26 protein-coding genes are annotated in these 22,713 nt (G+C 67.8%); 9 read left to right on the top strand and 17 right to left on the bottom strand.

What is annotated here, in order from left to right; all coding sequences use genetic code 11:
• Nucleotides 1–9: 9 nt before the first annotated feature.
• Nucleotides 10–576, top strand: coding sequence for a hypothetical protein (locus NX1_RS03780; RefSeq protein ID WP_068053659.1), 567 nt, complete (start codon nt 10–12; stop codon nt 574–576).
• On the opposite strand, the gene NX1_RS03775 is transcribed toward NX1_RS03780, so the two are convergent.
• Genes NX1_RS03775 through NX1_RS03765 form a run of 3 tightly spaced genes read right to left on the bottom strand, consistent with a single transcriptional unit; the run spans nt 577 to nt 2,684 of the window.
• Complete coding sequence (locus NX1_RS03775) at nt 577–1,305, bottom strand: MerR family transcriptional regulator (RefSeq protein WP_307649758.1); 729 nt, start codon at nt 1,303–1,305, stop codon at nt 577–579.
• Nucleotides 1,306–1,363: 58 nt separating this feature from the next.
• Entirely contained in the window at nt 1,364–2,092 is a 729-nt protein-coding gene (locus NX1_RS03770) for a TVP38/TMEM64 family protein (RefSeq protein WP_068053657.1), read from the bottom strand.
• Between the two features lie 10 nt (nt 2,093–2,102).
• Entirely contained in the window at nt 2,103–2,684 is a 582-nt protein-coding gene (locus tag NX1_RS03765; protein ID WP_068053655.1) for a TetR/AcrR family transcriptional regulator, read from the bottom strand.
• Between the two features lie 136 nt (nt 2,685–2,820).
• On the opposite strand from NX1_RS03765, the gene NX1_RS03760 reads away from it, so the two are divergent.
• Together NX1_RS03760 and NX1_RS03755 are read left to right on the top strand one after the other, a co-directional pair.
• On the top strand, nt 2,821–3,225 hold the full coding sequence (locus NX1_RS03760) for a nuclear transport factor 2 family protein (RefSeq protein WP_068053649.1): 405 nt from the start codon (nt 2,821–2,823) through the stop codon (nt 3,223–3,225).
• A 381-nt stretch (nt 3,226–3,606) separates the two neighbouring features.
• Nucleotides 3,607–5,091 carry a flavin-containing monooxygenase gene (locus NX1_RS03755; RefSeq protein WP_245668304.1) on the top strand — a complete coding sequence of 495 codons (1,485 nt, stop codon included), beginning with the start codon at nt 3,607–3,609 and terminating at the stop codon, nt 5,089–5,091.
• Between the two features lie 107 nt (nt 5,092–5,198).
• On the opposite strand, the gene NX1_RS03750 is transcribed toward NX1_RS03755, so the two are convergent.
• Together NX1_RS03750 and NX1_RS03745 are read right to left on the bottom strand one after the other, a co-directional pair.
• Nucleotides 5,199–5,921 carry an ABC transporter ATP-binding protein gene (locus tag NX1_RS03750; RefSeq protein WP_068053644.1) on the bottom strand — a complete coding sequence of 241 codons (723 nt, stop codon included), beginning with the start codon at nt 5,919–5,921 and terminating at the stop codon, nt 5,199–5,201.
• A 14-nt stretch (nt 5,922–5,935) separates the two neighbouring features.
• Nucleotides 5,936–6,982, bottom strand: coding sequence for an ABC transporter permease (locus NX1_RS03745; RefSeq protein ID WP_068053641.1), 1,047 nt, complete (start codon nt 6,980–6,982; stop codon nt 5,936–5,938).
• Nucleotides 6,983–7,112: 130 nt separating this feature from the next.
• Here NX1_RS03745 and NX1_RS03740 point away from each other — a divergent pair, with 130 nt between their 5' ends.
• Together NX1_RS03740 and NX1_RS03735 are read left to right on the top strand one after the other, a co-directional pair.
• The gene (locus NX1_RS03740) at nt 7,113–8,309 is read left to right on the top strand and encodes a sensor histidine kinase (RefSeq protein ID WP_068053638.1); all 1,197 of its coding nucleotides are present in this window, start codon (nt 7,113–7,115) and stop codon (nt 8,307–8,309) included.
• On the top strand, nt 8,306–8,923 hold the full coding sequence (locus NX1_RS03735; protein WP_068053635.1) for a LuxR C-terminal-related transcriptional regulator: 618 nt from the start codon (nt 8,306–8,308) through the stop codon (nt 8,921–8,923). The genes NX1_RS03740 and NX1_RS03735 overlap by 4 nt, the downstream gene beginning before the upstream one ends.
• Before the next feature lie 149 nt (nt 8,924–9,072).
• Here NX1_RS03735 and NX1_RS03730 read toward each other — a convergent pair whose 3' ends face one another.
• Nucleotides 9,073–9,810 carry an MBL fold metallo-hydrolase gene (locus tag NX1_RS03730; RefSeq protein ID WP_068053632.1) on the bottom strand — a complete coding sequence of 246 codons (738 nt, stop codon included), beginning with the start codon at nt 9,808–9,810 and terminating at the stop codon, nt 9,073–9,075.
• Between the two features lie 149 nt (nt 9,811–9,959).
• On the opposite strand from NX1_RS03730, the gene NX1_RS36790 reads away from it, so the two are divergent.
• Nucleotides 9,960–10,181: a hypothetical protein gene (locus NX1_RS36790; RefSeq protein WP_068053629.1), complete on the top strand. Its 222-nt coding sequence runs from the start codon at nt 9,960–9,962 to the stop codon at nt 10,179–10,181.
• A gap of 230 nt (nt 10,182–10,411) precedes the next feature.
• Here the strand turns inward: NX1_RS36790 and NX1_RS03720 are convergent, their stop codons facing one another.
• Together NX1_RS03720 and NX1_RS03715 are read right to left on the bottom strand one after the other, a co-directional pair.
• Nucleotides 10,412–10,882 carry a GNAT family N-acetyltransferase gene (locus tag NX1_RS03720; RefSeq protein WP_068053626.1) on the bottom strand — a complete coding sequence of 157 codons (471 nt, stop codon included), beginning with the start codon at nt 10,880–10,882 and terminating at the stop codon, nt 10,412–10,414.
• A gap of 176 nt (nt 10,883–11,058) precedes the next feature.
• Nucleotides 11,059–11,925: a thermonuclease family protein gene (locus NX1_RS03715; RefSeq protein WP_218024045.1), complete on the bottom strand. Its 867-nt coding sequence runs from the start codon at nt 11,923–11,925 to the stop codon at nt 11,059–11,061.
• Nucleotides 11,926–12,695: 770 nt separating this feature from the next.
• On the opposite strand from NX1_RS03715, the gene NX1_RS03705 reads away from it, so the two are divergent.
• Nucleotides 12,696–13,247: a P-loop nucleotide/nucleoside kinase family protein gene (locus NX1_RS03705; RefSeq protein ID WP_084500935.1), complete on the top strand. Its 552-nt coding sequence runs from the start codon at nt 12,696–12,698 to the stop codon at nt 13,245–13,247.
• Between the two features lie 38 nt (nt 13,248–13,285).
• Here NX1_RS03705 and NX1_RS03700 read toward each other — a convergent pair whose 3' ends face one another.
• The 8 genes from NX1_RS03700 to NX1_RS03665 all read right to left on the bottom strand — a co-directional run bounded on the left by NX1_RS03700 (nt 13,286) and on the right by NX1_RS03665 (nt 21,241).
• Entirely contained in the window at nt 13,286–14,785 is a 1,500-nt protein-coding gene (locus NX1_RS03700; RefSeq protein WP_068053610.1) for a MutS-related protein, read from the bottom strand.
• Nucleotides 14,776–16,308: a MutS-related protein gene (locus NX1_RS03695; protein ID WP_068053607.1), complete on the bottom strand. Its 1,533-nt coding sequence runs from the start codon at nt 16,306–16,308 to the stop codon at nt 14,776–14,778. Before NX1_RS03695 ends, NX1_RS03700 begins: the two co-directional genes overlap by 10 nt.
• A 180-nt stretch (nt 16,309–16,488) precedes the next feature.
• Nucleotides 16,489–18,714 carry a catalase/peroxidase HPI gene (gene katG, locus NX1_RS03690; protein ID WP_068053603.1) on the bottom strand — a complete coding sequence of 742 codons (2,226 nt, stop codon included), beginning with the start codon at nt 18,712–18,714 and terminating at the stop codon, nt 16,489–16,491.
• A 34-nt stretch (nt 18,715–18,748) separates the two neighbouring features.
• The gene (locus NX1_RS03685; RefSeq protein ID WP_169812180.1) at nt 18,749–19,153 is read right to left on the bottom strand and encodes a Fur family transcriptional regulator; all 405 of its coding nucleotides are present in this window, start codon (nt 19,151–19,153) and stop codon (nt 18,749–18,751) included.
• A 436-nt stretch (nt 19,154–19,589) separates the two neighbouring features.
• Nucleotides 19,590–20,444, bottom strand: a complete 855-nt coding sequence (locus NX1_RS03680; RefSeq protein WP_068054213.1) for a class I SAM-dependent methyltransferase — start codon at nt 20,442–20,444, stop codon at nt 19,590–19,592.
• Nucleotides 20,445–20,449: 5 nt separating this feature from the next.
• Complete coding sequence (locus NX1_RS03675; protein ID WP_068053592.1) at nt 20,450–20,791, bottom strand: glyoxalase/bleomycin resistance/dioxygenase family protein; 342 nt, start codon at nt 20,789–20,791, stop codon at nt 20,450–20,452.
• Nucleotides 20,788–20,964, bottom strand: a complete 177-nt coding sequence (locus tag NX1_RS03670; RefSeq protein WP_068053591.1) for a ribbon-helix-helix domain-containing protein — start codon at nt 20,962–20,964, stop codon at nt 20,788–20,790. Before NX1_RS03670 ends, NX1_RS03675 begins: the two co-directional genes overlap by 4 nt.
• A gap of 88 nt (nt 20,965–21,052) precedes the next feature.
• The gene (locus NX1_RS03665) at nt 21,053–21,241 is read right to left on the bottom strand and encodes a hypothetical protein (protein WP_068053587.1); all 189 of its coding nucleotides are present in this window, start codon (nt 21,239–21,241) and stop codon (nt 21,053–21,055) included.
• Between NX1_RS03665 and NX1_RS35925 the strand changes: the two genes are divergently transcribed.
• Nucleotides 21,240–21,377: a hypothetical protein gene (locus tag NX1_RS35925; RefSeq protein WP_157119511.1), complete on the top strand. Its 138-nt coding sequence runs from the start codon at nt 21,240–21,242 to the stop codon at nt 21,375–21,377. The genes NX1_RS03665 and NX1_RS35925 overlap by 2 nt on opposite strands.
• A gap of 9 nt (nt 21,378–21,386) precedes the next feature.
• Nucleotides 21,387–22,052 carry a hypothetical protein gene (locus NX1_RS03660; RefSeq protein ID WP_068053581.1) on the top strand — a complete coding sequence of 222 codons (666 nt, stop codon included), beginning with the start codon at nt 21,387–21,389 and terminating at the stop codon, nt 22,050–22,052.
• 61 nt (nt 22,053–22,113) lie between these two features.
• Here the strand turns inward: NX1_RS03660 and NX1_RS03655 are convergent, their stop codons facing one another.
• Complete coding sequence (locus tag NX1_RS03655; RefSeq protein WP_068053579.1) at nt 22,114–22,635, bottom strand: RipA family octameric membrane protein; 522 nt, start codon at nt 22,633–22,635, stop codon at nt 22,114–22,116.
• Between the last annotated feature and the right edge of the window lie 78 nt (nt 22,636–22,713).

Below are 22,713 nucleotides of genomic sequence, written 5' to 3'. Positions count from 1 at the left end.
AATCCCCGCGTGACGATCACCCTCGCCGACCTGGTCGGCTACACCGACCGTGACCTCGACGCCGATCTGGCGCGGTGGTTCACCGATGCGGACCTCGTCGACGTCCCGGAGGAAACCCGGCCCGTCGCAAAGTTTCTCGAGCGCCTCGCTCCCGCGGACGCGGCGGCGCTGGCCGCGCTGGACCGCCGCGTCCGCTCCGGGCGACTGCCGCAATTCTTGGACATCTTCGACTGGTCCTACGGTTTCGGCTTCGCGGAAAACGATTGTGGTCTGCTGGATTCGGATTACACGACCGAGCTCACCGACGACGATGTCTACTCGGTCGGCGCGGACGGCGGCGGCAATCTGTATTGCGTGCTGACCAATGGTCAAGTGGCCGTGTGGTTTCACGAAGAGGAGGTGCTCGAGGGCGGCACCCGTTTCGACAATCTCGACGTCTTCCTCTGGTCGTTCGTGCGCTACCGCGCGGTGCGTGCGGGGAAGCTCGCGCGCACGGAGGTGGAGGCGGACTTTCTCGCGCTCGGTCAGGACGGCGCGCTCGAGCCGAATCTCGGCCTGCTGAGACTCATGAAGTAGTCAGCGCGATTCGGACCGGGCGTGGTCGAGCGCGGTGAGGTAGTCGTCGAGCTGGGCGACCCCGTGCACGGCGCTGCGGCCGCGGGCGGACAGGCGTGCGCCCCAATCGGTGAGAACGGTGCGCATGCGTTCGGTGTCACCGGCCTGGCGTAGTTCGCGGACGAAGGACGCCACCTGGCGCAGGGGCACTCCACCCTTGCGCAGGTAGCGGGTCAGGTGGGCGTCACGAATGTCGGCGCCGCCGTACGTCCGGTAGCCGGTGGCACGGTCGCGTGGCGGGTGCAGGATGCCGGCCTTCTCCCATTGCCGCAGCGTCGCGCTATGGACGCCGAGGCGGTGCGCTAGTTGTCCGACCGTGAGCTGTTCGGGGTAATTCCTCTGTGGCGCAGCGGTTGTCAGTGCGTCGAGCGCCGCGGCGACCTCGGCGTGTGTCCGGCGTTCGTGCAGGAAGCCCGCGTGTAGTTCGTCCAATCGGGTGTAGAGGGCCGCTCGGTCGTCGCGGTTGGCGCTGCGCATGAGGTCGAGGGCGGCTTGGTGACCGTACCCGGCGCGCAGCGCGACGAACGTCCGCAAGGCCCTCGCGTGCAGGTCGGTGTACCGGCGGTAGCCGTGGTCGGTGCGCTCGGCGGGCGGGAGTGCGCCGAGGTCTTCGTAGTTGCGGACGGCCTGGGCGGACAGGCGGTGCTCGCGGGCCAGGTCTACCGGTCGCAGGGTTCTGGAAAGTCTCACGTCGAATCCCAAGGTACAAGGCCAACTGCCGAGCGGAGCGGCGTCTTCGCCACCGTTTTCAGCCCACCGACTCCGTGACGTCAGTCGCTTCGCGCTCCGTCCCCGCACCACGGCCCCGCCAGCTCCGATATCCACGATGCGCGGCGAAGGCTCCGATGATCGCGGTGACGCACCAGACCGCGATGGCGGAATAGGCCACCGGCGTTGACAGATCGCCGATCGATGCGCCGAGCGCGGTGTAGACGAACGCCCTCGGCGCCGATCCGATGAGCGATCCGACGACCATCTGCCACAACGGAACTCCGAAGGCGCCGAACACGTACGATGCCAGCGCGTCCGAGATGCCAGGAACGAAGCGCTGCCCGACGACAGCCCACAAGCCGCGCCGTTCGATCTGCGCGTCGATCCGAGCGGCGCGCTCGGCGCCGAGCAACCCGCGCGTACTCTCGCGGCCCGCCCGCCGCCCGAGCAGGCTGGTGACGATCGCCGTTCCGACCGCAGAGCCCAGCGTCACGAACGTTCCGATCAGCGGCCCGAAGAGCAACCCGCTCCCGGCCGCCAGAATCGTCCCTGGCACGAAGACGGCGCCCAGCGCGGCCGACACCACGGCGTAGGCCAACGGCGCCGCAGGCCCCGTCGCCGCGATCATGTCGCGCGCGCCTTCGACGTCGATCACTCGCGCGATCGCGACGAGATAGAACATCGCGAGCAGGAACGCGACGGACAGCGCGAGCCGCACGATGTGCCGCCGCCTGCCGATGGGGGAGAAATCGTTGTCGTCGGTCATGGTGAACCTGTCACTTGTCGTCGGCACGGCGCAGGAGTCCGTTGGCGGCGAGGCCGATCAGTGCCTCGGCGCGTTGTGCTGGATCGGGAAGGGATTCGGTCGCAAGGGAAATGCCGTTGGCCAGTTGCAGAACATCGTCGACCGTGACGCCGGAGGCGATCGAGCCCTCTTCGCTGGCCCGCTCGACAAGTCGCCGTGCCGCTTCCCTGATCATGGCGTGCGGCGAGAACTCCGGGTCGGACTTGTATCCCGTCAGCGCCGGTCCGAGCCCCCGCGCGGTGGCCGCGTGCGCCACGACATCGCGCAGCCACATCAGCAGGGCCGCACCGGCATTCGGTGCGCTGAGTAGATCCTCGGCCCGGGCGCACAAGACCTCGACGCGTTCGCGCAGCACCGCTTCCAGCAGCATCTCGCGGCTCGGGAAATGCCGGTGCAAGGTGGCCGATCCGACGCAGGCGCGGCGGGCGATCTCCTCCAGGGACGCGTCGGCGCCTGCTTCCGCGATCACGGCACTCGCCGCGGTCACCAGTCTGTCGCGGTTGCGTCGCGCGTCGGCCCGCATGCGGCCCGGTGAGCCGGGGTTCTCTCCCATCCGTTCGACCGCCTTCTTCTTGCTAAGTGGGGTGGGCGCCCCGTATCGTACCCGGCGGATAAATGGGGCGGCACCTCCGTTTCGTGTCGCGCGATGCGTTCACCGGGTCGGCCCACCGATTTTGAAAGGGGACGAGATGTCGGAGATCACCGCCGAAGACCGGGTCGCGATCCACGAAACGATCGCGCTGCATGGGCATTTGGCCGACGATCGTGCGTGGGATCGGCTCGATGAAGTGTTCGCCGACGACGTGGTCTTCGATGTGACGGACTACGGATACGGCACGCTGCACGGACTTCGGGCTATGCGGGACTTGGCGCGCGGCGCTCAGGACGACACGAACCAGCCGTTGGGGCATCACGTCACCAATGTCGTCATCGTCGGGCGGGATCGCGAGAACGTGCTGGCGCGTTCGAAGGCGCTGGCGGTCGCGGCGGACGGGACAACCGCGTCCGCGGTGTACGAAGACGTGCTTCGACGGGAACCGCAGGGGTGGCGCATCTGCTACCGCAAGGTGGTGGCGCGTCGCGGCGTGCGGTGAAGGGAGTCCCGCCCACTCGACGGAATCCGCCGGGCGTCTCGTTGTCGGCGGTGCGCGGCTCGACGCTGACCATCGGGAGTCGCACCACTCGAGGTTAGCCGAAGATGTGCCACAGTGGGATGTGGTGACAAGAGCCCGCCAACTCCGTCGAGATCAATCGTCCGCTTGGTATCGCCTCCTGCGCTCGCCAACCTCGTTGGTATCCGCTGTTTTTCGGTACCGTCCGGTCTGTTTGGGCGGGGGTGAGCTTCATCCCATCCGCCCGATTCCGCCGCACGAATAGTCAGGTAGCTGAACGTTGACTGACTGAGAAAGGGAGGTGGTAACGGAATGTCGAATTGCCGCGTGGCGGTGATCGGAGCCGGATTCGGGGGTATCGGGATGGGAGTGGCTCTGAAACGGGCGGGCTTCGAGGATTTCGTGATCTTCGAGAAGAGCGCCGACCTCGGCGGGGTCTGGCGGGACAACACCTATCCGGGTTGTAACTGCGATGTCCCCTCCCACCTGTATTCGTTCTCCTTCGCGCCATACCGCGACAGGCGCATTCGCTATCCAGGCCAGCGACAGATCCTCGAGTATCTGCACAAGGTCGCTGTCGATTGCGACGTCATGTCGCACTTGCGGCTCGGCGCGGCCGTCACCGAGGCCACCTACCTCGAGCATCGCGGCTGCTGGGAGCTGACCACGGCCATTGGCCGGTCGGTGGCCGACGTGGTCGTCTTCGCTGTCGGCCAGCTGCACCGTCCGTATCTTCCCGACATCGAGGGGCGAAACGATTTCGCCGGGGTCGCGTTCCACACCGCCGAATGGGATCACCGTCACGACTTGCAAGGCCGCGACATCGCGGTGATCGGCTCGGGATCCAGCGCCGCTCAGATACTGCCCACTCTCGCGGCCACCGCCGCGCGGGTGCGTCTGTTCCAGCGCACGCCGCACTGGGTGCTGCCGAAGCCGCCCACCGAGTTCGGGCCGTTGGCCCGAGCGGGTCTGAGTCTGCCCGGCGCGCACCACTTTTACCGGCAGGCGCTCGAAAACGGCGCCGACGCCGTACTGGCGCCGATCATGCGGCGCGGATGGTCGGCGCGACCTGCCACGTGGCTGGCCCGCCGATACCTGCACCGTCAAGTCTCCGACCCGGCGCTGCGCGCGAAACTCACACCCGACTATCCCATCGGTGGCAAGCGCATCATCTTCGATAGCCACTACTACCCGACTCTCAACCGCCCCAATGTCGATCTGGTCACCGAGCCGGTCACGGGCATCGTCCGCGATGGTGTGGTCACCGCCGACGGGACCCGCCATCGAGTCGACGTGATCGTCTACGCGACGGGCTTCCGGGCGCCGGAGTTCCTCGTCCCGGTCCAGGTGCGGGGGCGCGGCGGGACGGTGTTGCACGACCACTGGCGCACCGGCCCGAGTGCGTTCTTCGGTTTGGCCGTCCCCGGCTATCCCAACGCCTTCCTGATCGCCGGGCCCAATTCGTTCAACCCCGCGGGCAGCAACCCTGGCATGAAGGAACGTCAGATCGACTACATCCTCGAGTGCCTGCGCTTGCGCGACCGGCTCGGCGTCGCGGCGATCGAAGTCGACGGGGAGGCGATGCGCGCACACCGGCGGTGGCTCGACCAGGCGATCGCCAAGACGGTGTGGCCCGTCGCCGGGCCGAGCTGGTACAAGGATCGGGCCGGGCGCGTCACCAATCCGTGGCCTGCCTCAGCGCGCACCTACGAGCGAATGCTGCGAAATCACCGGCCCGAGGCATCTTTCCGCGCGGCCTCGGCCGACACACCATATCCCAGACGCGGCCGCGCGGCCCACGCCGTGACCAGATGTTCGACGACTGTCGCGTCTCCGGCGGCGTCCTGATCGGACGCCGGGGACCGCGTCGAACGGTCGAATCCCATTGAATCCCATTATGATCCGCATGCACCGCAGCGGTGTCCTTACCTGCTCCCGCGCTGTCGGCCGTCCGCTCAGGCGGCGACTTCGGCGGTGCGGTCGAGGGTGAGCGCGCCGTCGGTCATGCGATAGACCGCGTCCATCCGAGGCAGGTGGGTGCGGTCGTGGGTGACCAGCAGGGTGGCGGCGCGGTGGTCGTCGGTGACGGCGAGGATGAGGTCGATGATCGCCGCGCCGCGTTCGGAATCCAATGCGCTGGTTGGCTCGTCGACGACGAGCAACGCCGGATCGTTCATCAGCGCGCGGGCGATGTTCACGCGCTGACGCTGGCCGCCGGACAACTGCGCGGGGCGCTTCGCCGCCTGCTCCGCCAGCCCAACGGCGTCCAGGAGTTCCCTTGCCTTGGCGCGGGTTTCGCGGCGGCGCGCTGGTGTCGCGAAACCCCGTCCGCCGAGGTGGTGCATCATCTCGAGCTGTTCCAGTGCGGTGAGCGCGGGAACGAGGTTGGCCTGCTGAAACACGATGCCGATGGACGAGCGGCGCACCGCGGCCGCCTCCCGCCGACCGAGTGTGGCTAGATCGATTGCCTTGGAGTCGGTTTCGAGCAGGACACGGCCGGAGTCGGGCCTGGTCAAGGTCGCGACCACGGCGAGCAGGCTGGATTTGCCCGACCCGGACGGGCCGGTGATCGCGGCGACGGCGCCCGCGTCCACGCGCAGGCTGACGTGGTCGAGCGCGGTGAGCCGGTCCGCGCCATCGGGGTAGGTGAGGGTGACGTCGTCGACAGTGAGGGTCATGAGGTGCTCCGGTGTCAGCGGGCCGCGCCGAGCGCGGCGAGCGGGTCGGTGGTGAACAGGAAGCGCAGGGCGAACGCGGCGCCGAGCAAGCCGAGCAGCACGAGCGCGGCCGCGGGCAGCACCGTGGTCGCGGGCGTCACTACGAACGGGACCGCATCGCCGACGAAAGACGCTGCGGCCAACGTGATTCCGAGTCCGGCGGCCACACCGGTGAGCAGCACGACGGCGGCCTGGCCGAGCGCGTCGCGGACCAGCGATCCCGAGGTCGCGCCGAGCGCCTTGAGCGTCGCGATGTCGGGCGTGCGCTGAATGGTCCACACGGTGAAGAAGGCGCCGATCACCAGGGCCGAGATGGCGAAGAGCAGTACGGTCATCAGGGTCAGCGAACCGTTCTCGGCGCGATAGGAGCCGAGCGCGTCCAGCGATCCCGAGACGCTGGTCGTGCTGGTGCCGGCGGCGGCGTTCGCGCCCGCGGCGTCGGACACGCCGGAGACCGCGAGCACCGTGGCCGCGCCACCGCGCGGGCTGACCGAGCGCCAGTCCTCGACGGTCATCCAGACCACCGGCGTGTGGCTGTACCAATCGTCGCCGCGCACCGCCGCCACGGTGAAGTCGCGCTCGCCTAGGTGCAGGGTGTCGCCGGCTGCCGCTTTCAGTTCGCGCGCCGCGCCTTCGCTGAGCACGACCGATCCCTGCTCGGTTGCGGCACGGTTGCCGACGGTGGATTCCCGCGCCCCGAACAGGGCAACGCGGGCGGGCCCGCCGGACCCGACCGCCTCGGCGCGTCCGATGCCGACCGGGTCGACCGTGCGCGCGGCGGCCCGCCAGGTGTCGACCTGCCGCTCGGTCAGCGCGGAGGTGTCGAAGGACGGATCACCGCCGCCGTCGGCGAACACCAGTTTCTCGGCGGAGATGGCCTGGATCGCGGAGATGTTCTGGTGCGCGAGCCCGGCGGTGAGACCGCTGAGGAAACTCACCAGCAGCGCCACCAGCGTGACGACCAGGGTGATGAGCAGGAAACGGCCGCGGGCGACGCGGAGATCCCGGAGTGCGAGGAACATGCCTCCACTCTCGCGGCGCGCGGCCGGTGCAGCATCGCACACGGGAAGGAACCGGCGGCGGACGAAGGGTGGAGGCGGTTTTCCACCTTTCGATGGATGCCGCGCGGGTAACCGCACATAAGCTGGCAGCGTGCATCCGTCGCCGCTCACCCCTGTCGTCACCGCCCTGCGGCTGGGTTTGCACCTGTTGATGACGGTGCTCGCCGCCGTGGTCGTGGTGCGCGCGCTGTTGCCCGGCGCGCCGCACCCGGTGCCGGTGGTCGTACTGGCGGCGGCGTTTCTGCTCGTCTATTTCGCGGGCGCGTTCTTCGGTGACAGGCGCCGAGGCGCACTGCCGGTATGGCTCGGAACACTGACCTTGCTGTGGCTCGGCCTGGTCGTCCTCGCACCCGACGCCGGGTATCTGGCCTTCGGACTGTTCTTCCTCTACCTGCACCTGCTGCCCCGCCCGTGGAGCCTGCCGGCGGTGGTGGCGGCGACCTCGGTGGCGGTCGTCGGTTTCGGCGTGCACAACGGGTGGTCGGTCGCCGGAGTGGTCGGCCCGGTCATCGGGGCCGCCGTGGCGGTCGGCATCGGGCTCGGGTACGAGGCGCTGTTCCGGGAATTCGCGGAACGACAGCGGCTCATCGACGAATTGCTCAGCACCAGGGCCACTCTCGCGGACCGCGAGCGCGCTGCGGGCAGGCTCGCCGAGCGCGAGCGCCTGGCCCAGGAGATTCACGACACCGTCGCCCAAGGGCTGAGCAGCATCCAGCTGCTGTTGCATGCGGCAGAACGGGCCGATCCGCAGCACCCCGCGCTGCCGCAGATTCGACTCGCCAGGGAGACGGCGGCCGAGAATCTGGCCGAAACCCGCGGCCTCATCGCCGAACTCGCGCCGGTCCCGTTGGAGGGCTCGTCGCTGGCCGAGGCGCTGGAACGGATCTGCCGCCGTGCCGAGACGCCGAGTCTGCGTACCCAGCTGGTGGTGGAAGGCGAGCCGGAGCGGTTGGCCATGCCGATCGAGGCGGCCCTGGTGCGCATCGCGCAGGGCGCGGTCGCCAACGTGGTTCAGCACGCGAACGCCGGTCGGATGCGCCTGACCCTGACCTACGCCGACACCGACGTGCACCTGGACGTGGTCGACGACGGAGTCGGCATGGACCGGGAGGCGTCGGCGCGCACCGCGTCCGGCGGCTTCGGATTGCCCGCGATGCGGGCCAGGGTCGAGCAGCAGGGTGGCAGCATGGCGGTGGAGTCGGAGCCGGGGCACACCGCCGTCTCGGTATCATTCCCGCTCGTGCCGGGAACCGTTGTCGCCGAGTCGGATTCGGCGGCCGACGAATGATCCGCCTGCTGCTGGCCGACGATCACGCCATCGTGCGCGCGGGTTTGCGCGCGCTGCTCGCCGCCGCCGACGACATCGATGTCGTGGGAGAGGCGGCGACCGCCGAAGCGGTCGTGGCTTTCTGCGCGACGACGCCCGTCGATCTCGTCCTGATGGACCTGAGTTTCGGCGGCGGACGTTCCGGCGTCGACGCGACCGCGGAGATCCGCGCGTTGCCGCGTCCGGCGAACGTCCTTGTGGTGACCAACTACGACACCGACGCCCACATCCTCGGCGCGATCGAGGCGGGCGCCTGCGGGTACATCCTCAAGGACACCCCGCCGCCCGAGCTCCTCGCCGCGGTGCGTTCCGCGGCGGCCGGGGAGAGCGTGCTCTCCCCGGCTGTCGCGTCCAAACTCATGACGCGGGTCCGGCGCGCCGACACCACCTTGAGCCCGCGCGAGATCGAGGTGCTCCGGCTCGTCGCCGACGGACGGTCCAACCGGGAGATCGCCAAGGAACTGTTCCTGAGCGAGACCACCGTGAAATCCCATCTGGTGCACATCTACGCCAAGCTCGGCGTCCGCTCCCGCACCTCGGCGGTGGCGCGCGCCCGCGAGCAGGGCGCGATCTGAGCTGTGGCCGGGCACCGGCTCAGCAGTGGACCGGGGCGGTTCGCGGCGGAATCCGGCCTCGGAGGAAGTTCCACGCTTCGGGCGGGTTGCGACGCACGGCCGATATCCGCGGACTGGTGCGCGGCGGGATTCGACCGGCTCGAAGGCGTTCACGACTGCTGGAAGATATCCATCGGTGTCGCCGGGTCGCGCTTGGTGGGCAGACCGTGTCCCGGAACGATGATTCGGGCGGGTTGGGTGGCGAGCAGGTGAGCGCTGTCGAGGGTGCGGGCTTCGTCGTGATTGAACACTTTCGGCAGCAGTTGCGGTCCGGTGTGGCGGACGAGGGGGTGGCCGGTGACCAGGGCGTCGCCGGTGAACAGGACCGCTTCGGACGGCATGAGGTAGGCGGTGTGGCCGTCGGTGTGGCCGGGGGTCGGTACCGCGACGAACCCACCGGGCAGCGACGAGAGGATGGCGTCGTCCGCGGCGGTGGCGGACGGGACGCTGTCGCCGAGATGGCCCTTGATCGCCCAGAGGGTCTGGGCCACCCATCGACGGCCCCTCTGGGTACCCAGGAGCCCGAGCATGTGGGCGGCGGAGATCTGTTGCAGGTATTCGCGTTTGGCGTGCCGGACTTCCTCGGCGCCGGTGTAGACGGGCATACCGACGCGTTCGACGAGGGAGGGGATTGCGCCGATGTGATCGAGATGGGCGTGCGTCAGCAGGACTGCGGCGATGTCGGTGAGCTCGTGGCCGATCTGGCGAACCGAGTCGAGAACGTCGCCGGCGTCCGAGGGATATCCGGCGTCGACGACGGTGACGCCGGAGCCGTCGCTGACCAGTGCCCAGTTGACGTTCGTTCCCGCCACCACGTAGACGGAGTCGGAAACCTGGTCGATCTTCACGGATGAGTCCTCACTGCTCGATGCGGTGTTCGATGACGCCGATGCCGTCGATTTCGAGGCGCAGTTCGTCGCCGGGCGCCAGCCAGCGGCCCAGTTCCATTCCGCTGCCCCCGGGCAGGGTACCGCGCTGGAAGAGTCGGGAGAATCTGATGCTCGACGCACTGCTCGCCGCGAGCGAACTCACCCTGCCGCTGCCCGACACCGGGACGCTGCGCGGCGACCCCACCGCTTTCGGCGCCGCGCTCATCGACCTTCTCGACATTCCGATCGGCCATGGTCTGTTCCGGGCGCTCGCGTTCGTCACTTCCGCAACCTGCTCACCGGCGACCGCCCCGACCCCGAGCTCGTCGACCACCTCGTCACCCAAATGATCCGCGCCCTCCAACCCGGCGACGATGGCCGAGCCGAAGACGGTCGCGCTCGAGGATGATCGTGTCCACGGCAGTTCCCCGGAGCGCGTCGGCTCCTTAACCCGACGCGCGAGACCTGCTGTAGCTCAGAACATCTCACTCGACGGCGGCGTCGAGTCGCAACCTTGTCGTCGCGGGGCGCAGGCAGCCAGACCGCCGGGACCGAGGCTGGTCATCGCCGCCGCGCGGGTTCACCAGCGCAGTACGGCCTCGATTTCGTCGTCGATGAGGTCGCCGGTGGGTTCGAAGCCGAGTGACCGGTAGAAGCCTTCCGGGCTGCCTCGGCCGCGGCGGTAGCTGGTGTACAGGGCATTCGTTCCGCGAGCTTTCAGGTGCCTGAGCAGGATGTCGATCGTTCTGCGACCGTAGCCCTTACGCTGATGCGGTCCGGCGATCATGAAGCGCCACAGGGATATCCCGGGTTCCTCCGGATCCATGCCGATATCGAGCATGACGAAGCCGACCGGCTCGTCACCGGCATAGACCGCGCGGAACCACACCTCGTCCGAGAAGTGCGCCTCCGCGATGGATATACCATTGTCGGCCACCATCTTTCGCTGATCCGCCGACAGCGTCTCGCTGAGTTTGCACACTTCGTAGACGGTTTCCGCGGTGATCCTGCGCAGTTCGACGACTGCTCCGGCGACGGCTGCTCTGCTCACCCGATCTTCGTACCCGACCGAGTTCGGTCGGTTCAACGGAATTACGCCAGGCCCGGCTTCCCGACAGTGTGACCGTTAGCCGCCGACGAGAATTCGGCTACCACCGCATCGAGGACGGCGGCCGCGGTGTGCCGGCCGCGTTTGTTGTCAGTATTCGACTACTGGTTTTCGCTCCGTCATCCGACGCCGACCAGTCTGGGGGAGGGGGTGAGGTTGAGGCCGCTGACGGCCGTGCGCACGTCGGCGGGCCAGAAGAAGAGGCGATAGGTAGGGTCGATGTCGAAGTAGTCTTCGGGGCCTACCAGCACTCTGGTTCGCATGTCGGCGCAGTACCGTTCGCGCCAGGCGAATGGGTCGGCGATCGGTTTCTTGTCGACGATGATCGATTTGGCGATTCCGTACAGCCGTTCCACGCAACGGTATTCGTAGGCGGGCATGGTCGCGGGCTCGTCCCAGATGCCGCGTCCGGCGGTGACCGCGTCGTCGGCGGCGCCGAGGAAGAGCGGCAGGTCGAGTTCGCCGGGGATCGACGGGTAGATGATGAACGTCGCGGCCCAGCCGGCGCGCACCATGTCGAGGTTGAAAGTCGAGCGCTGCTCGCGGCTCAGTGTCGCAAGTTCCGACTTCGAGTAGTTCGGAGCGAGGTAGGCGAGGAGTCGTCCATTGGTGTCGAACGGTGCGTCCGCGGTGCGCACGAACAGCGTCCGCTTGCTGCCGTCGGGGCGCGTCAACCGGTGGGCGGCATTGGCTTTGGCGAAGTCGGCCGCCTGCGTGCCCTGGGAGAGCTGCAGGGTTCCCGCCTTGTCGGTGGAGAGCTTCGGCAGCAGGTAGTCGGCGAACCGGCGTGACACCGGAACATCTTGCGGCCGTTGCTGAATCCACTCCGCGAGTTGGGCGAACTTCTCATCCACCTTCGTCGCCCCTTCTGGGGACCCCGCGGTGACTTCCGGTGTATCGATCGACAGCATCCGCACGGGCATTCGGATGCTCGGTGTATCGCCGTCGTGGATGTCGACCAATGCCTTCGTCTCGAGCGACGGCATGCTGACACCGCGAGGTGACCAAAAGATTTGCACTGCTTCGAGCATCACAATTTCCTTCCAAGCTCAGGTTCAATGAAAATCGTCAGGTCCGGGGAACAGACCTTTTCCGGGGGAAGGGGGCCGCATTCGGGTCGGCGGCGTCGCGGAACACCTGAGCACTGATTTTCTGCTGCTCCGGTTTGCTGGTGAAGTCAGTCCGGCGGCCCTGGCGGAGCCACTGCGCGACAGTCGCCGGAATCGAGGCGGTCGAGCATCGAGAAGCCGCGGTCGTGACGTCGGCTGGGGGACGGCGCCGAGAGCAGGGGTGCGAGCTCGGGCCCGACGAAGGGTTCCACGCGGTGCTCGGCGACCGATCCGGCCAGCTCGCCCTGCGCAGTGCTTCCTGCACCCGCAGCACGGACAGGATTTCCTCGGGCTCCATCATCCGGTGGGAACCGGCCAAGCACTTCTCCAACACCGGATCGCCGGAGAAGCGGGCCGACATCATGCCCATGTCTCGCCTCGCAATCACGCTCGCGAACGCTCGCCGCATGGTCTCGCGACGGCGTCGACACGTGTCGGGATGTCGACCGGGCCGGGCGGAGGACCGGCACGGTCGTCGTGTCACGTGCACTATGCGCCGGAGCCCGGAGTCGCACACGAGTAGCCGGTACTCGATTTCCCGACCGAAGGTGCTTCCCGGGAGTAGCGCTACTCATCGCTGATTGCTAGGGGTGTGCCAGCCCGGGCTGGTGGGACAATGAGGTATGGCTTCGCCAGTCTTGACTGTCGTGACCGGTCGACCGGGTACCGGGAAGACGACCCTTGCGCGCAGCCTCGCGCGCGAGATCGGCTGCCCGGCGATCGTCCACGACGAAGTCACGCAGGGCATGGTCCTGGCCAATTCGCCCACCAGGACCACGGGCCTCGACCTGGCTTTCGAGCGCCCCGCACTGACCGTCTTCTTCGACGTCATCGCGGTATTGGCGCGGGCCGGCGTCACCGCAGTGGCCGAAGCGGCGCTGCCGGGCAAGCTGTGGCACCCCCGCCTCGAAGCGCTCACCGAGCTCGCCCAGTTCCGCATTCTGCTGTGCACCGCGCCGACATCGATCGTCCGTGCGCGCATCCAACAGCGCATCGAAACCAATCCGAATCGCCGCGCCCGCAGCGACGAACTGCTGGAATCGGTCGACCCCGATACCGCGCCCGAACGAGAGTTCGACCCGGGCATCGACGCAGTGCCTATGCTGACCGTGGACACCACGGCCGGCTACCAGCCCGGTCTCGTGGCAATCTCCCGATTCGCGACCCGAGCCGACCCGAAGGAAGCGCTGGAGGCTTGAAGGCGAACACGCGGTGAAGTGGCCCCCAGGCCCCGAGCTCAGCCCACTCGCGTCGGGTTCGGTGATTCGCCTGGTGCGCGGTCGAATACTCGACGGAAGACGTCCGCGGCGTGGCTGGTCGGTTCAGGAGGTGCGGGAGCGAAGCGGAAGGTCCGGGTGCCGTCGGCGTGATGGCCCGCGCGCAGGAACAGATCGGTCGGGTAGGCGGATCGGTAACGCTGATCGGCGAATTCGTAAAGATGGGTGACGAAGACGACTCGGACGCCGGTGGCCACGAGCCCGTCGATGAGGGGCCCGGCGATGCGGGTGGCGTCGCGTTCGCTGGTCGAGGAAAACGACTCGTTGCACAGCAGAAGGGAATTCGGGCCTGCGCGGTCGACGACGTGACTCATGCGGGCCAGTTCGTCGACCAGCTTGCCGTGCGACATCGTGCGATCTTCGTCGGTGACGAAATGGGTGAACACACCGTCGCGCACGTCGGCCTCGAAGCCGTCGGCGACGACGAACATGCCGGCTTGCATCATCAGCTGGGCGGCGCCGACACTGCGCAGCAAGGTGGATTTGCCGCCGCTGTTGGCCCCGGTGACCACGATCAGCGAGCGGCCGGTGGCGTCGATGTCATTGCCCACCACCGGTTGACCGGAGGACAGGCACAGCGCGATGTCGCGCAAGCCGGTGCAGCGCAGTCGCGGCGTGCCCGCCGGGTGCGGCGTCGGCAGGCACAGTGGCGCACCGGCGCGGCTCAGGCGGTCGTGCAGTGTGAGACAACCGAGATAGAAGGCGAGCTCGGTGTGCAAGCGCCGGAAGAAGTCCTGCACGTGGTCGGTCGCGTCGTCGACGACATCGGCGATGACGGACAGTGCCCGGTCGCGCAACCGCATCACCGGGTCGAATTCCGGCTCGGGTTCTTCGATGACGCGGAATGCGTGACCGGCACGGCGATCGAACCCGAATCTGCGGCGGCGGACCGGCTCGTGCAGCACGATGCCCGCTAACTCGTTTCCAGCGCCGAGCCCGGCGCCGATGTGCACGCCGTACTCGAAATCCATTGCGGCGAGCTGCGCTTCGACGGTGTCGAGATACTCGTCGTCGAGCTCGGCGGCGATGGTGGCCATCAGGTCGGTCAATCCGGCCGCTCGGAACGCACGGCCGTCACGGTCGCAGGTGGCGCGCAGTCGTCGCAGGGACGTCACCAGTTCGGTGAGCGGTTGCAGCGCGAGCACCAGTCTTCCGTTGGCGTGCTGTGCCGGACCGGTCTTCCAGCGCTTGACCTCGGTCGCCTCGGTCGCGATCCGGTAGAGCTCGCGCACCACCGCCGGATGAGCGCGGCAGTCCGCCAGCACGGCCTGCCGGTAACGGATCACCTCGGGATCGGTCACCGGCGCCGCCAGTACCGCGCGGACCGCGTCGAGGATGGCGGTGTCGCCGTTGGCCATGGCAGCGCCGAGCGATTCGATACCCAGATCGCCAAAAGTGTTGTCGCCGTTGGCCGCTGTGCGGACCTCGCGATCAGCGGGTTGGAGGAGGTTCACCCGCACGGCGCGATCCTGTCGACGACGAGGTCGTAGGTCAGCCCGAAGCGCTCGGCGAGCACCACGGCGTCGGCATCGCCGTCGGCGGGCCTGCGCTCGATCCGGAAGGTGCGCAGGGACGGATCGTCCGGGTCGGTGGCGGCCACCATGCTGACCGTGGCCGGGCCGGTGCGGGCGAGTTCGTCGAAGAAGGTGACCCACACCGCCATCGAGCCGCGCTCGACGATCCGGTCCAGCACGTCGCGACCGATGCGCACGGCATCGGCGGTGCTGGTCGCGCTGAAACTCTCATTCAGGACGATCACGCTGTCGGCGCTGGCTGTCTCCAGTGCCTCCCGGATGCGCACGAGTTCGTCGGCGAGCCGCCCGTCGGGATCTGTCGCCTGCTCCGCGCGTTCGAAGTGCGTGCACAACCGGTCCGGCAGCGGCAGGCACGCGGTGCGGGCCGGCACCGGACAGCCGAGCGCGGCCAGGTAGACCAGCTGACCGATCGCGCGCGCGAAGGTCGTCTTTCCGCCCTGATTCGGACCGGTCACCACCAGTACCCGTTCCGGACCCGACAACCGGAAGTCGTTGCACACCAACGTGGCATCCCCGCGACCGTGACAGGTGAACAGGCCGAGATCGAAGGCGTCCTCGGCGTGTATCGGCGTCGCCCGAGATGCCAATTGCGGCAGGCACATCGCTCGCTCGGCACCGCGGACGCGCCGGGCGAAGGCGAGATATGTCAGATAGAACTGAATCTCCCGCTCGAAGACCATCACGTCGAGGTCGGCGAATTGCTCGTATTCGCTGGCGAATTCGGTGAGTTGCCGAAACGCGGCCGGGTGCAGGGCGGCGACGCGGTCGAGGATTTGCTCCTCCATCTGGTTCATATCGTCCCACTCCGAGCGCTGCCGGGGCGGACGCGGCGCGCCGGACCCGAAGCGCGAGAACAACTTCGCGACCGCCGCGCTGTAATCCGGTGCGGCGTCGGCGGGAGCCACCTCGAGGGTGCGGTCGACAATGCGGAGGCTGTAGCGCAGCTCGCCCAGCGCTTGCTCCACCCGGCGGCCGGCGGTGGCGAGACGTTCGAAGTCCGTCCCCTCGACGTAGGCGGTGACGAACTCGCGCCATCGTGTCAGCGCACGGGATCGCAGCGGCAGTGAGGCGAGGGACTCGGTCAATCGGGCGACGGTGTCGCGGTAATCCGCGGCGGCGCCGAGCTGCCACCGTTGCCGTTGGTGCGGGTGATGCAGGCGGTCTCGCCAGGCCAGCCGTTTACGCACGGTCCGCATGCCCGCCGCGAATTCGTCGAACACCGCGCGCACCGAGTCGTCGGTCAGGTCGGCGAAGACTTCCTGCCGGTACCGCACCGTATCCGGGTCGCGCACCGGCCGGGCGAACCAGGACCGTAGCCGGTACTCGTCCTGGCCCACGATGTCGGTGAGAATCCGGTCGATACCGAGATCGGTCACCGCGGTGGCATCGACCACCAGGTGTTCGGTCGGCTCCGTCGGCCCCGGCCACAGCACGCTGACGCCAGGCATGTCCCCACCTCCATCATCTGCACCGGCCCTCCGCTCGGCGGCGGAGGCGGATCGGACGAGCATTCGCACGGTAGAGACACCGTTCCCCGGCCGTCAAGTAATCGCGATATGGAAGCGTCCGTTCAGCCGAAACCCCGGGCCGACCTCGAACGGTCGGCCCGGGGTTCCTTCGGATATCGGTCAGGCGAGGTCGAAGCGATCGTTCTCGACGACCTTGACCCACGCGGCCACGAAGTCGTTCACGAACTTCGCCTGGTTGTCCTGCTGCGCGTACACCTCGGCCACCGCACGCAACACCGAGTGCGATCCGAAGACGAGGTCGTTGGCGGTCGCCGTCCACTTGGCCTGGCCGGTGCGCCGGTCGAAACCTTCGTAGACGTTCTCCGTCGACTCGGACGCCTCCCACTCGGTGCGCTGGTCGAGCAGGTTGACGAAGAAGTCGTTCGTCAGGGCGCCCGGCCGGTCGGTGAAGACACCGTGCGAGGCGCCGTCGAAATTGGCGCCGAGGGCGCGCAGCCCGCCGATCAGCACCGTCAGCTCGGGAGCCGTCACGTCGAGCATGTACGCCCGTTCGAGCAGCAGGCGCTCGAGCGGGGCCTTCTCGCCCTTTCGCACGTAGTTGCGGAAGCCGTCGGCCCGCGGTTCGAGCACCGCGAACGACTCCACATCGGTGTTCTCCTGCGAGGCGTCGGTTCGCCCGGGCGCGAACGGCACCGTGACGTCGTGACCCGCGTCCTTGGCCGCCTTCTCGATCGCCGCGGATCCGGCGAGGATGATCAGGTCGGCCAGCGAGACCTTCTTGCCGCCGGAGGCCGAGCTGTTGAAGTCACGCTGGATCTGCTCGAGCACCGGAAGCACCTTCGCCAGCTCGGCCGGCTCGTTGACCTCCCAGTTCTTCTGCGGCTCCAGCCGGATCCTGGCCCCGTTGGCTCCGCCGCGCTTATCGGTGCTGCGGAAGCTCGCCGCCGACGCCCAAGCGGTCTTGACCAGCTGGGAGACCGACAGGCCGGACTCGAGCACCTTGCCCTTCAGCGCCGCGATGTCCTGTTCGTCGATCAGCTCGTGGTCGACGGCGGGCACCGGGTCCTGCCACAACTGCGGTTCGGGAACCCACGGCCCGAGATAGCGGCTGATCGGTCCCATGTCGCGGTGCAGCAGCTTGTACCACGCCTTGGCGAACGCCTCGGCGAGTTCCTCGGGGTGATCCAGCCAGCGGCGGGTGATCTCCCGGTAGACCGGGTCTTCCCGCAGCGACAGGTCCGTGGTCAGCATGGTGGGCGTCCGCGCGGGGCCGCCGAACGGATCCGGGATGACGTCCTCGGCGTCCTTCGCCTTGTACTGCCACGCCCCGGCGGGACTCTTGGTGAGTTCCCATTCGTAGCCGTAGAGGATCTTCAGGAAGCCGTTGTCCCACTGAGTCGGTGCGGCGGTCCAGACGACCTCCAGGCCGCTGGTGATGGCGTCTTTGCCTTTGCCCGTGCCGTAGGCGCTCTTCCAGCCCAAGCCCTGCTGCTCGATCGGGGCGGCTTCGGGTTCGGCGCCGACGAGATCGGCGTCGCCCGCGCCGTGGGTCTTGCCGAAAGTGTGGCCGCCGACGATCAACGCGGCGGTCTCCTCGTCGTTCATCGCCATGCGACGGAACGTCTCCCGGATGTCCCGCGCGGCTGCCACCGGGTCCGGCTTTCCGTTCGGCCCTTCCGGATTGACGTAAATGAGGCCCATCTGGACGGCACCGAACGGATTCTCCAGGTCTCGCTCACCGCTGTAGCGCTCGTCGCCGAGCCAGGTGTCCTCCGGGCCCCAGTAGATCTCTTCCGGCTCCCAGATATCGGGCCGGCCGAAGCCGAAGCCGAAGGTCTCGAATCCCATCGTCTCGAGGGCGACGTTGCCCGCGAACACCAGCAGATCGGCCCACGAGATCTTGTTGCCGTATTTCTGTTTGACCGGCCACAGCAGCCTGCGCGCCTTGTCCAGGTTGGCGTTGTCCGGCCAGCTGTTGAGCGGCGCGAAGCGCTGCGCGCCTTGACCGCCGCCGCCGCGTCCGTCGGCGATCCGGTAGGTGCCCGCCGCGTGCCAGCTCATCCTGATGAACAGGCCACCGTAGTTGCCGTAATCGGCGGGCCACCAGTCCTGCGAATCGGTCATGACCGCCGCGACGTCGGCTTTCAGGGCTTCGACGTCGAGTTTCTCGAACTCTTTGGCGTAGTCGAAATCCTCGCCGAGCGGGTTGGCTTTGGACGAGTGGGCGTGCAGCACCGAGACATCGATCTGCTCCGGCCACCAGTCTTTGTTGGAGCGGGGGCGATGGCCGGTCTTGGGAGTGGGGGATGCGATCGCCGGGTTCTCGCTCTCGCTCGCGCTGCGAGTTCCGGCGTCAGGAGTGGGTGGACGGCTATCGGATGTCACGACATTCCTTCCTGATGTGTGGTGCGGGCTGCGATCAGCGACGTGGTGATGCCGCACAGTCGGGGCACAGGCCCCAGTAGATGACCTCGGCTTCGTCGATCGAGAAGCCGCGGTCGTCGGACGCGGTCAGACACGGGGACTCGCCGACGGCGCAATCGACGTCGGCGATCAACCCGCAGGCCCGGCATACGAGATGGTGGTGATTGTCGCCGACTCGCGACTCGTAACGCGCCACCGAGCCGGACGGCTGAATACAACGGATCAGGCCTGCCGCGGTGAGCACGCGCAACGAGTCATACACCGCCTGGTGGGACACGGCCGACAGGCGGGACCGCACGGCACGGATGATCGAATCCGTGTCGGCGTGCGGACGATCGTGTACCGCGCTCAGCACCGCGACACGCGGAGCGGTCACGCGCAGCGAAACTTCCCGCAGCATTTGCTGGAATTCCGTGGCCGTGGGCACGCAGGGAAGTCTCGTCCGGTTTCTTGAACGAGTCAAGCATTTCCCCCACGTCGCTTTCCGCGTATATCCGCATGTCGCGAGGTGCGCCATCGTGAGGTGGAGTCTTCTCCGGGCACCGCAGCGGCGACCTCGAGCCGCGGTCGTGGTGCCGTGCCGCGAACGTCCGCCGGGCTCCGACTCGGCTCGATGCGCGGGCCTCACGGCGGAGGGCAGCGACGCCCATCCCCGTCAGGCGATCGTGGATCGTCGCTGCGGCCTGCTTCGATCGCCGAGAGCGTGCTCTGACCGCCGCTGGGCGCTGCCGTGGTCAGGGCCGTTGCCCTCGATACGACAGCGCCCAGCGGCGAGGAGATTTGTCCTCGGGCACGTTCTCTACAGGATCGCCCACTACACGCGGAGCTCTGGAACGTCAGCAGGTGGCGACCAAGATCTGCTCCGATTCCGCGGGCCGCAGACCGTCGGTGCGGTCGGCGAAGTAGCGGCGCGTCAGCTCTTCGGACGAAATATGCTCGGCATCGGCGAAACCCGCTTCCTCGGCCAGCGACACGATCTCGTCCGGGCCGAAGAAGCTGATGAACGGAGTGCCAGAAGCGCGAGCGCCCTGTTCGGCGAACCGGCGCATCTGCTGTTCGCCGGAGCCGACGAGTTCGAGCGGCAGCATGAACGTCATGGCCAGCGTGGAGCCGGGCGCGAGCGTCGAAAGCTGGCGCAGGGTGGCGGTATTCGCCTCCCTGGTGAGATACATGGAGACGCCGGTGGACGCCACGACCGCGGGCCTGCTCGGATCGAAACCGGCGGCGATCAGTCGCTCCCACCAGGAGTCCACCTCGAAATCCACTGGCACCAGCCGCAACCGATCCGGGAGGTCGAGCCCGAGCTCGGTGAGCCGCTGCCGCTTCCACGCCTGTGGGCCGGGCTGATCGACCTCGAACACCGTCAGCCGCGCGAGCAGCTCCGGCCTGCGCTGGGCGAAGGTGTCCAGCCCTGCGCCGAGCAGCACGTACTGATCCACCCCGCGTGCGATCTGTTCGGCGAGGAGATCCTCGACGAAGCGAGCGCGGGACACCATGCCCGCGCGCATCGGGCTCGTGGTCTGCGGATCCATATCAGGGCGGTGCTGCCAGCCCTCTTCGGGCTGCGCGATGCGCAGGCCGATCGTGTCGTCGAAAACAGGTGGGGCCGCATCGATTTGCGTGTGCAGCGCCCGCCACAGCGCGACCCGGATCGCCGTGTTGTCCGGGGCGATCGTCAGCTCGTTCGGCATCGCGCTCACTCCTTGCCCGGCGCCTGTAGATTCCACTGCCGCCCGTCGGGGTCGCGGACCGTCATCTCCTGGGTCCCGTAATGGGTCTGATCGAATTCGGTGACGATCTCGACATCGCGGCCGGGGCGGTTCTGCGTGTCGGCGACCTTCAGAACCAGAAGTGTCCGCGGATCCTGGGTCGGCGGCACCTCGGCGACGAAGACGGAGGGACCGTCACCGTTGCGAAACCGACCCGAATTGTGGCCGGTCTCGAACTCGACCTCGAACCCTAGCTCCTGCAGAAATCTGGCCTGCTTGCCCCAATTGTGGGTCTCCAGGAACACGGCATCGATGCCCTCGGTCCTCATTGCTGATCCTCTCCTGACGGTGACTGCGAATGGGCGTCGTCGAGATATGCGCGCAGCGCGGCGGCAACGAGCGCCGACAACGACATTCCCGACTCGATCGCCTGCAACTTGACCTGCTTGATCAGTCCGATCGGCAGATAGACGTTGAACTGCTTCACATCCTCGTCGCCCACGGCAGGAATGCTAGCACACTAGCTTGCTAGCAATCTAGCCCAGATGGAAGCGTCGGCCCGCGAGAGGAATCACCGGCGGAGGACGCCCCTACAGCGCGTGTCCGACTGCGGCGCCGAGCAGCACGGCAACGGTCACGAAGGCGATGGCGACCACCAGTGTGAGCACCGTGCTCATGAGGCAGCCGCCGCCGGAACTTCCTGCGAGCCTGCCGGACTCCTGCGCTGCCCGCGTCGCGCGAGCGGCCGCTTCGGCGCCGTGCCGATGGGGAGATGTCATGGCGGTGCCATCCTTTCGAGACCGGTGTACCGATATCGTCACGCTGTCGACCATGGAGACGCTTCGTGGCGTCGTCGTCGCCGGGGAATTCGCCGCACCGCCCGGCCTCGGCCTGCTTGTCGGGGCGCATCGATAGTCTGCGGGGATGGTCAGTCCCGATTCGGCGCTGCGTCGTGTGCTGCGTGAGACAGGAAAGTTGCTACAGCCGTATGGTTTTCATGGGTCGGACCCGGTGTGGGTGCGGGTCGAGCCCGGCGGGGTCGCGTCCGTCGGCCGTACCCGGGTGACCCGCACGTGGACGGACGGTCAGCAAGTCATCGGATTCGGGTTGGAACTGAACGCTACGCCTGCGGCTTGGTGGGAGTTCTGCAATTGGCGCGACTCTCGGCTGGGTCTGCCGCCCACGCCGTTGGAGAAGGCCGGCGGGCCGGACCTGATCACCAGTCACCGTCTGCCGGACGAGGTGACCGCGTTGTGGTCGGTGCGGCTGGACCCCGAGCAACCGGGTCAGCACGTGCTGCAAGCCGATATCGATACCATTCGCGCCGAGTTGCCCCGCCGCGTGCATGCTTACGCGCGCCGTGCTTTGCAGCTGGCGGAGCCGGATCGGTACCTGGATGAGCTACTGGCTCGGCCGGACAAGGGGCTCGGGGAGTGGGAGGCGATCGTCGTCCTGCTGGCCGACCGCGGGCCGGGGCCGGAACTCGATGACGCGATACATCGACTCCGACTGTGTTTGCAGGAGCAGGATGCGGCGGACTACGAAGCGAACGTCATCGCGTACGCGCGGAGCCGGGCCGCGCTGGTCTGAGGGCGTCGAGATCGGCTCTCGCGGATGGCGGTTTCGCGAAAACTGCTTGGACGGAGGCGATTCAGGAGAGAACGACGGCGAGAAATCCTGAGGTGTAGGCGATCGCGAAGAGCAGAGGGATCCACTCCTCGATGTGCGAGAGTGGCCAGTACCGTGACCGGTCCTTCCCTTCACCGAGGGCCCACCACTCGGCACGCCAGAAGGGTGAGGCGGGGAGTCGTTCCTCCAAGGCGCCTACGACCTGGTACTTGGCGCAGTTGAGCAGCCGGTAGCTGCGGACCAGATAGAACCAGGCGAAACACTGGCCGAGGATCGCGGCCAGAGGGATCGCCAGCCACCACACCTTGTCTTGCGGCGGGGTCTTCCCGAAGGCGGCCACGACGGTGAAGATGCCGGTGTTGAGCGTCAAGAAGAAGGAGTTCGCCAGCCCGCGCCTGGCGCTCACCCGGTCGGCCATCTCCACGCAGAGCCGGTACTGTTCGAGCACCGCGCTCTCGAAGGCGGTGGCGCGGATTTCGGAACTTCCCGATGCGTCGTTCCAGAGCCGGGTGCGAAGCTCGGATCGCTGATCGTCGGGGTGCACCGCCGGCCTCCTCGTGTCGTTCCGGTCTCCCGGCTCGATCCGTTCCTTCCGGAGGCGCGGCTGGTACGCGTAGAGGCC

This window comes from Nocardia xishanensis NBRC 101358 (genome assembly GCF_001613365.1).
Lineage (GTDB): Bacteria > Actinomycetota > Actinomycetes > Mycobacteriales > Mycobacteriaceae > Nocardia > Nocardia xishanensis.
Note: the sequence above shows the minus strand (reverse complement) of the source record. Positions and strands in the feature narration are given on the sequence as shown.

Bases quoted from the DNA above. Each gene is read 5' to 3' on its own strand.
- NX1_RS03770 (WP_068053657.1), bottom strand. From the start codon at position 2,092: ATGACCGACGACAACGATTTCTCCCCCATCGGCAGGCGGCGGCACATC.
- NX1_RS03665 (WP_068053587.1), bottom strand. From the start codon at position 21,241: ATGACATCTCCCCATCGGCACGGCGCCGAAGCGGCCGCTCGCGCGACG.
- NX1_RS03755 (WP_245668304.1), top strand. From the start codon at position 3,607: ATGGGAGTGGCTCTGAAACGGGCGGGCTTCGAGGATTTCGTGATCTTC.
- NX1_RS03660 (WP_068053581.1), top strand. From the start codon at position 21,387: ATGGTCAGTCCCGATTCGGCGCTGCGTCGTGTGCTGCGTGAGACAGGA.
- NX1_RS03735 (WP_068053635.1), top strand. From the start codon at position 8,306: ATGATCCGCCTGCTGCTGGCCGACGATCACGCCATCGTGCGCGCGGGT.
- NX1_RS35925 (WP_157119511.1), top strand. From the start codon at position 21,240: ATGGCGGTGCCATCCTTTCGAGACCGGTGTACCGATATCGTCACGCTG.
- NX1_RS03745 (WP_068053641.1), bottom strand. From the start codon at position 6,982: ATGTTCCTCGCACTCCGGGATCTCCGCGTCGCCCGCGGCCGTTTCCTG.
- NX1_RS36790 (WP_068053629.1), top strand. From the start codon at position 9,960: ATGCTCGACGCACTGCTCGCCGCGAGCGAACTCACCCTGCCGCTGCCC.
- NX1_RS03680 (WP_068054213.1), bottom strand. From the start codon at position 20,444: ATGCCGAACGAGCTGACGATCGCCCCGGACAACACGGCGATCCGGGTC.
- NX1_RS03685 (WP_169812180.1), bottom strand. From the start codon at position 19,153: ATGCTGCGGGAAGTTTCGCTGCGCGTGACCGCTCCGCGTGTCGCGGTG.
- NX1_RS03695 (WP_068053607.1), bottom strand. From the start codon at position 16,308: ATGCCTGGCGTCAGCGTGCTGTGGCCGGGGCCGACGGAGCCGACCGAA.
- NX1_RS03760 (WP_068053649.1), top strand. From the start codon at position 2,821: ATGTCGGAGATCACCGCCGAAGACCGGGTCGCGATCCACGAAACGATC.
- NX1_RS03750 (WP_068053644.1), bottom strand. From the start codon at position 5,921: ATGACCCTCACTGTCGACGACGTCACCCTCACCTACCCCGATGGCGCG.
- NX1_RS03765 (WP_068053655.1), bottom strand. From the start codon at position 2,684: ATGGGAGAGAACCCCGGCTCACCGGGCCGCATGCGGGCCGACGCGCGA.
- NX1_RS03715 (WP_218024045.1), bottom strand. From the start codon at position 11,925: ATGCCGTCGCTCGAGACGAAGGCATTGGTCGACATCCACGACGGCGAT.
- NX1_RS03675 (WP_068053592.1), bottom strand. From the start codon at position 20,791: ATGAGGACCGAGGGCATCGATGCCGTGTTCCTGGAGACCCACAATTGG.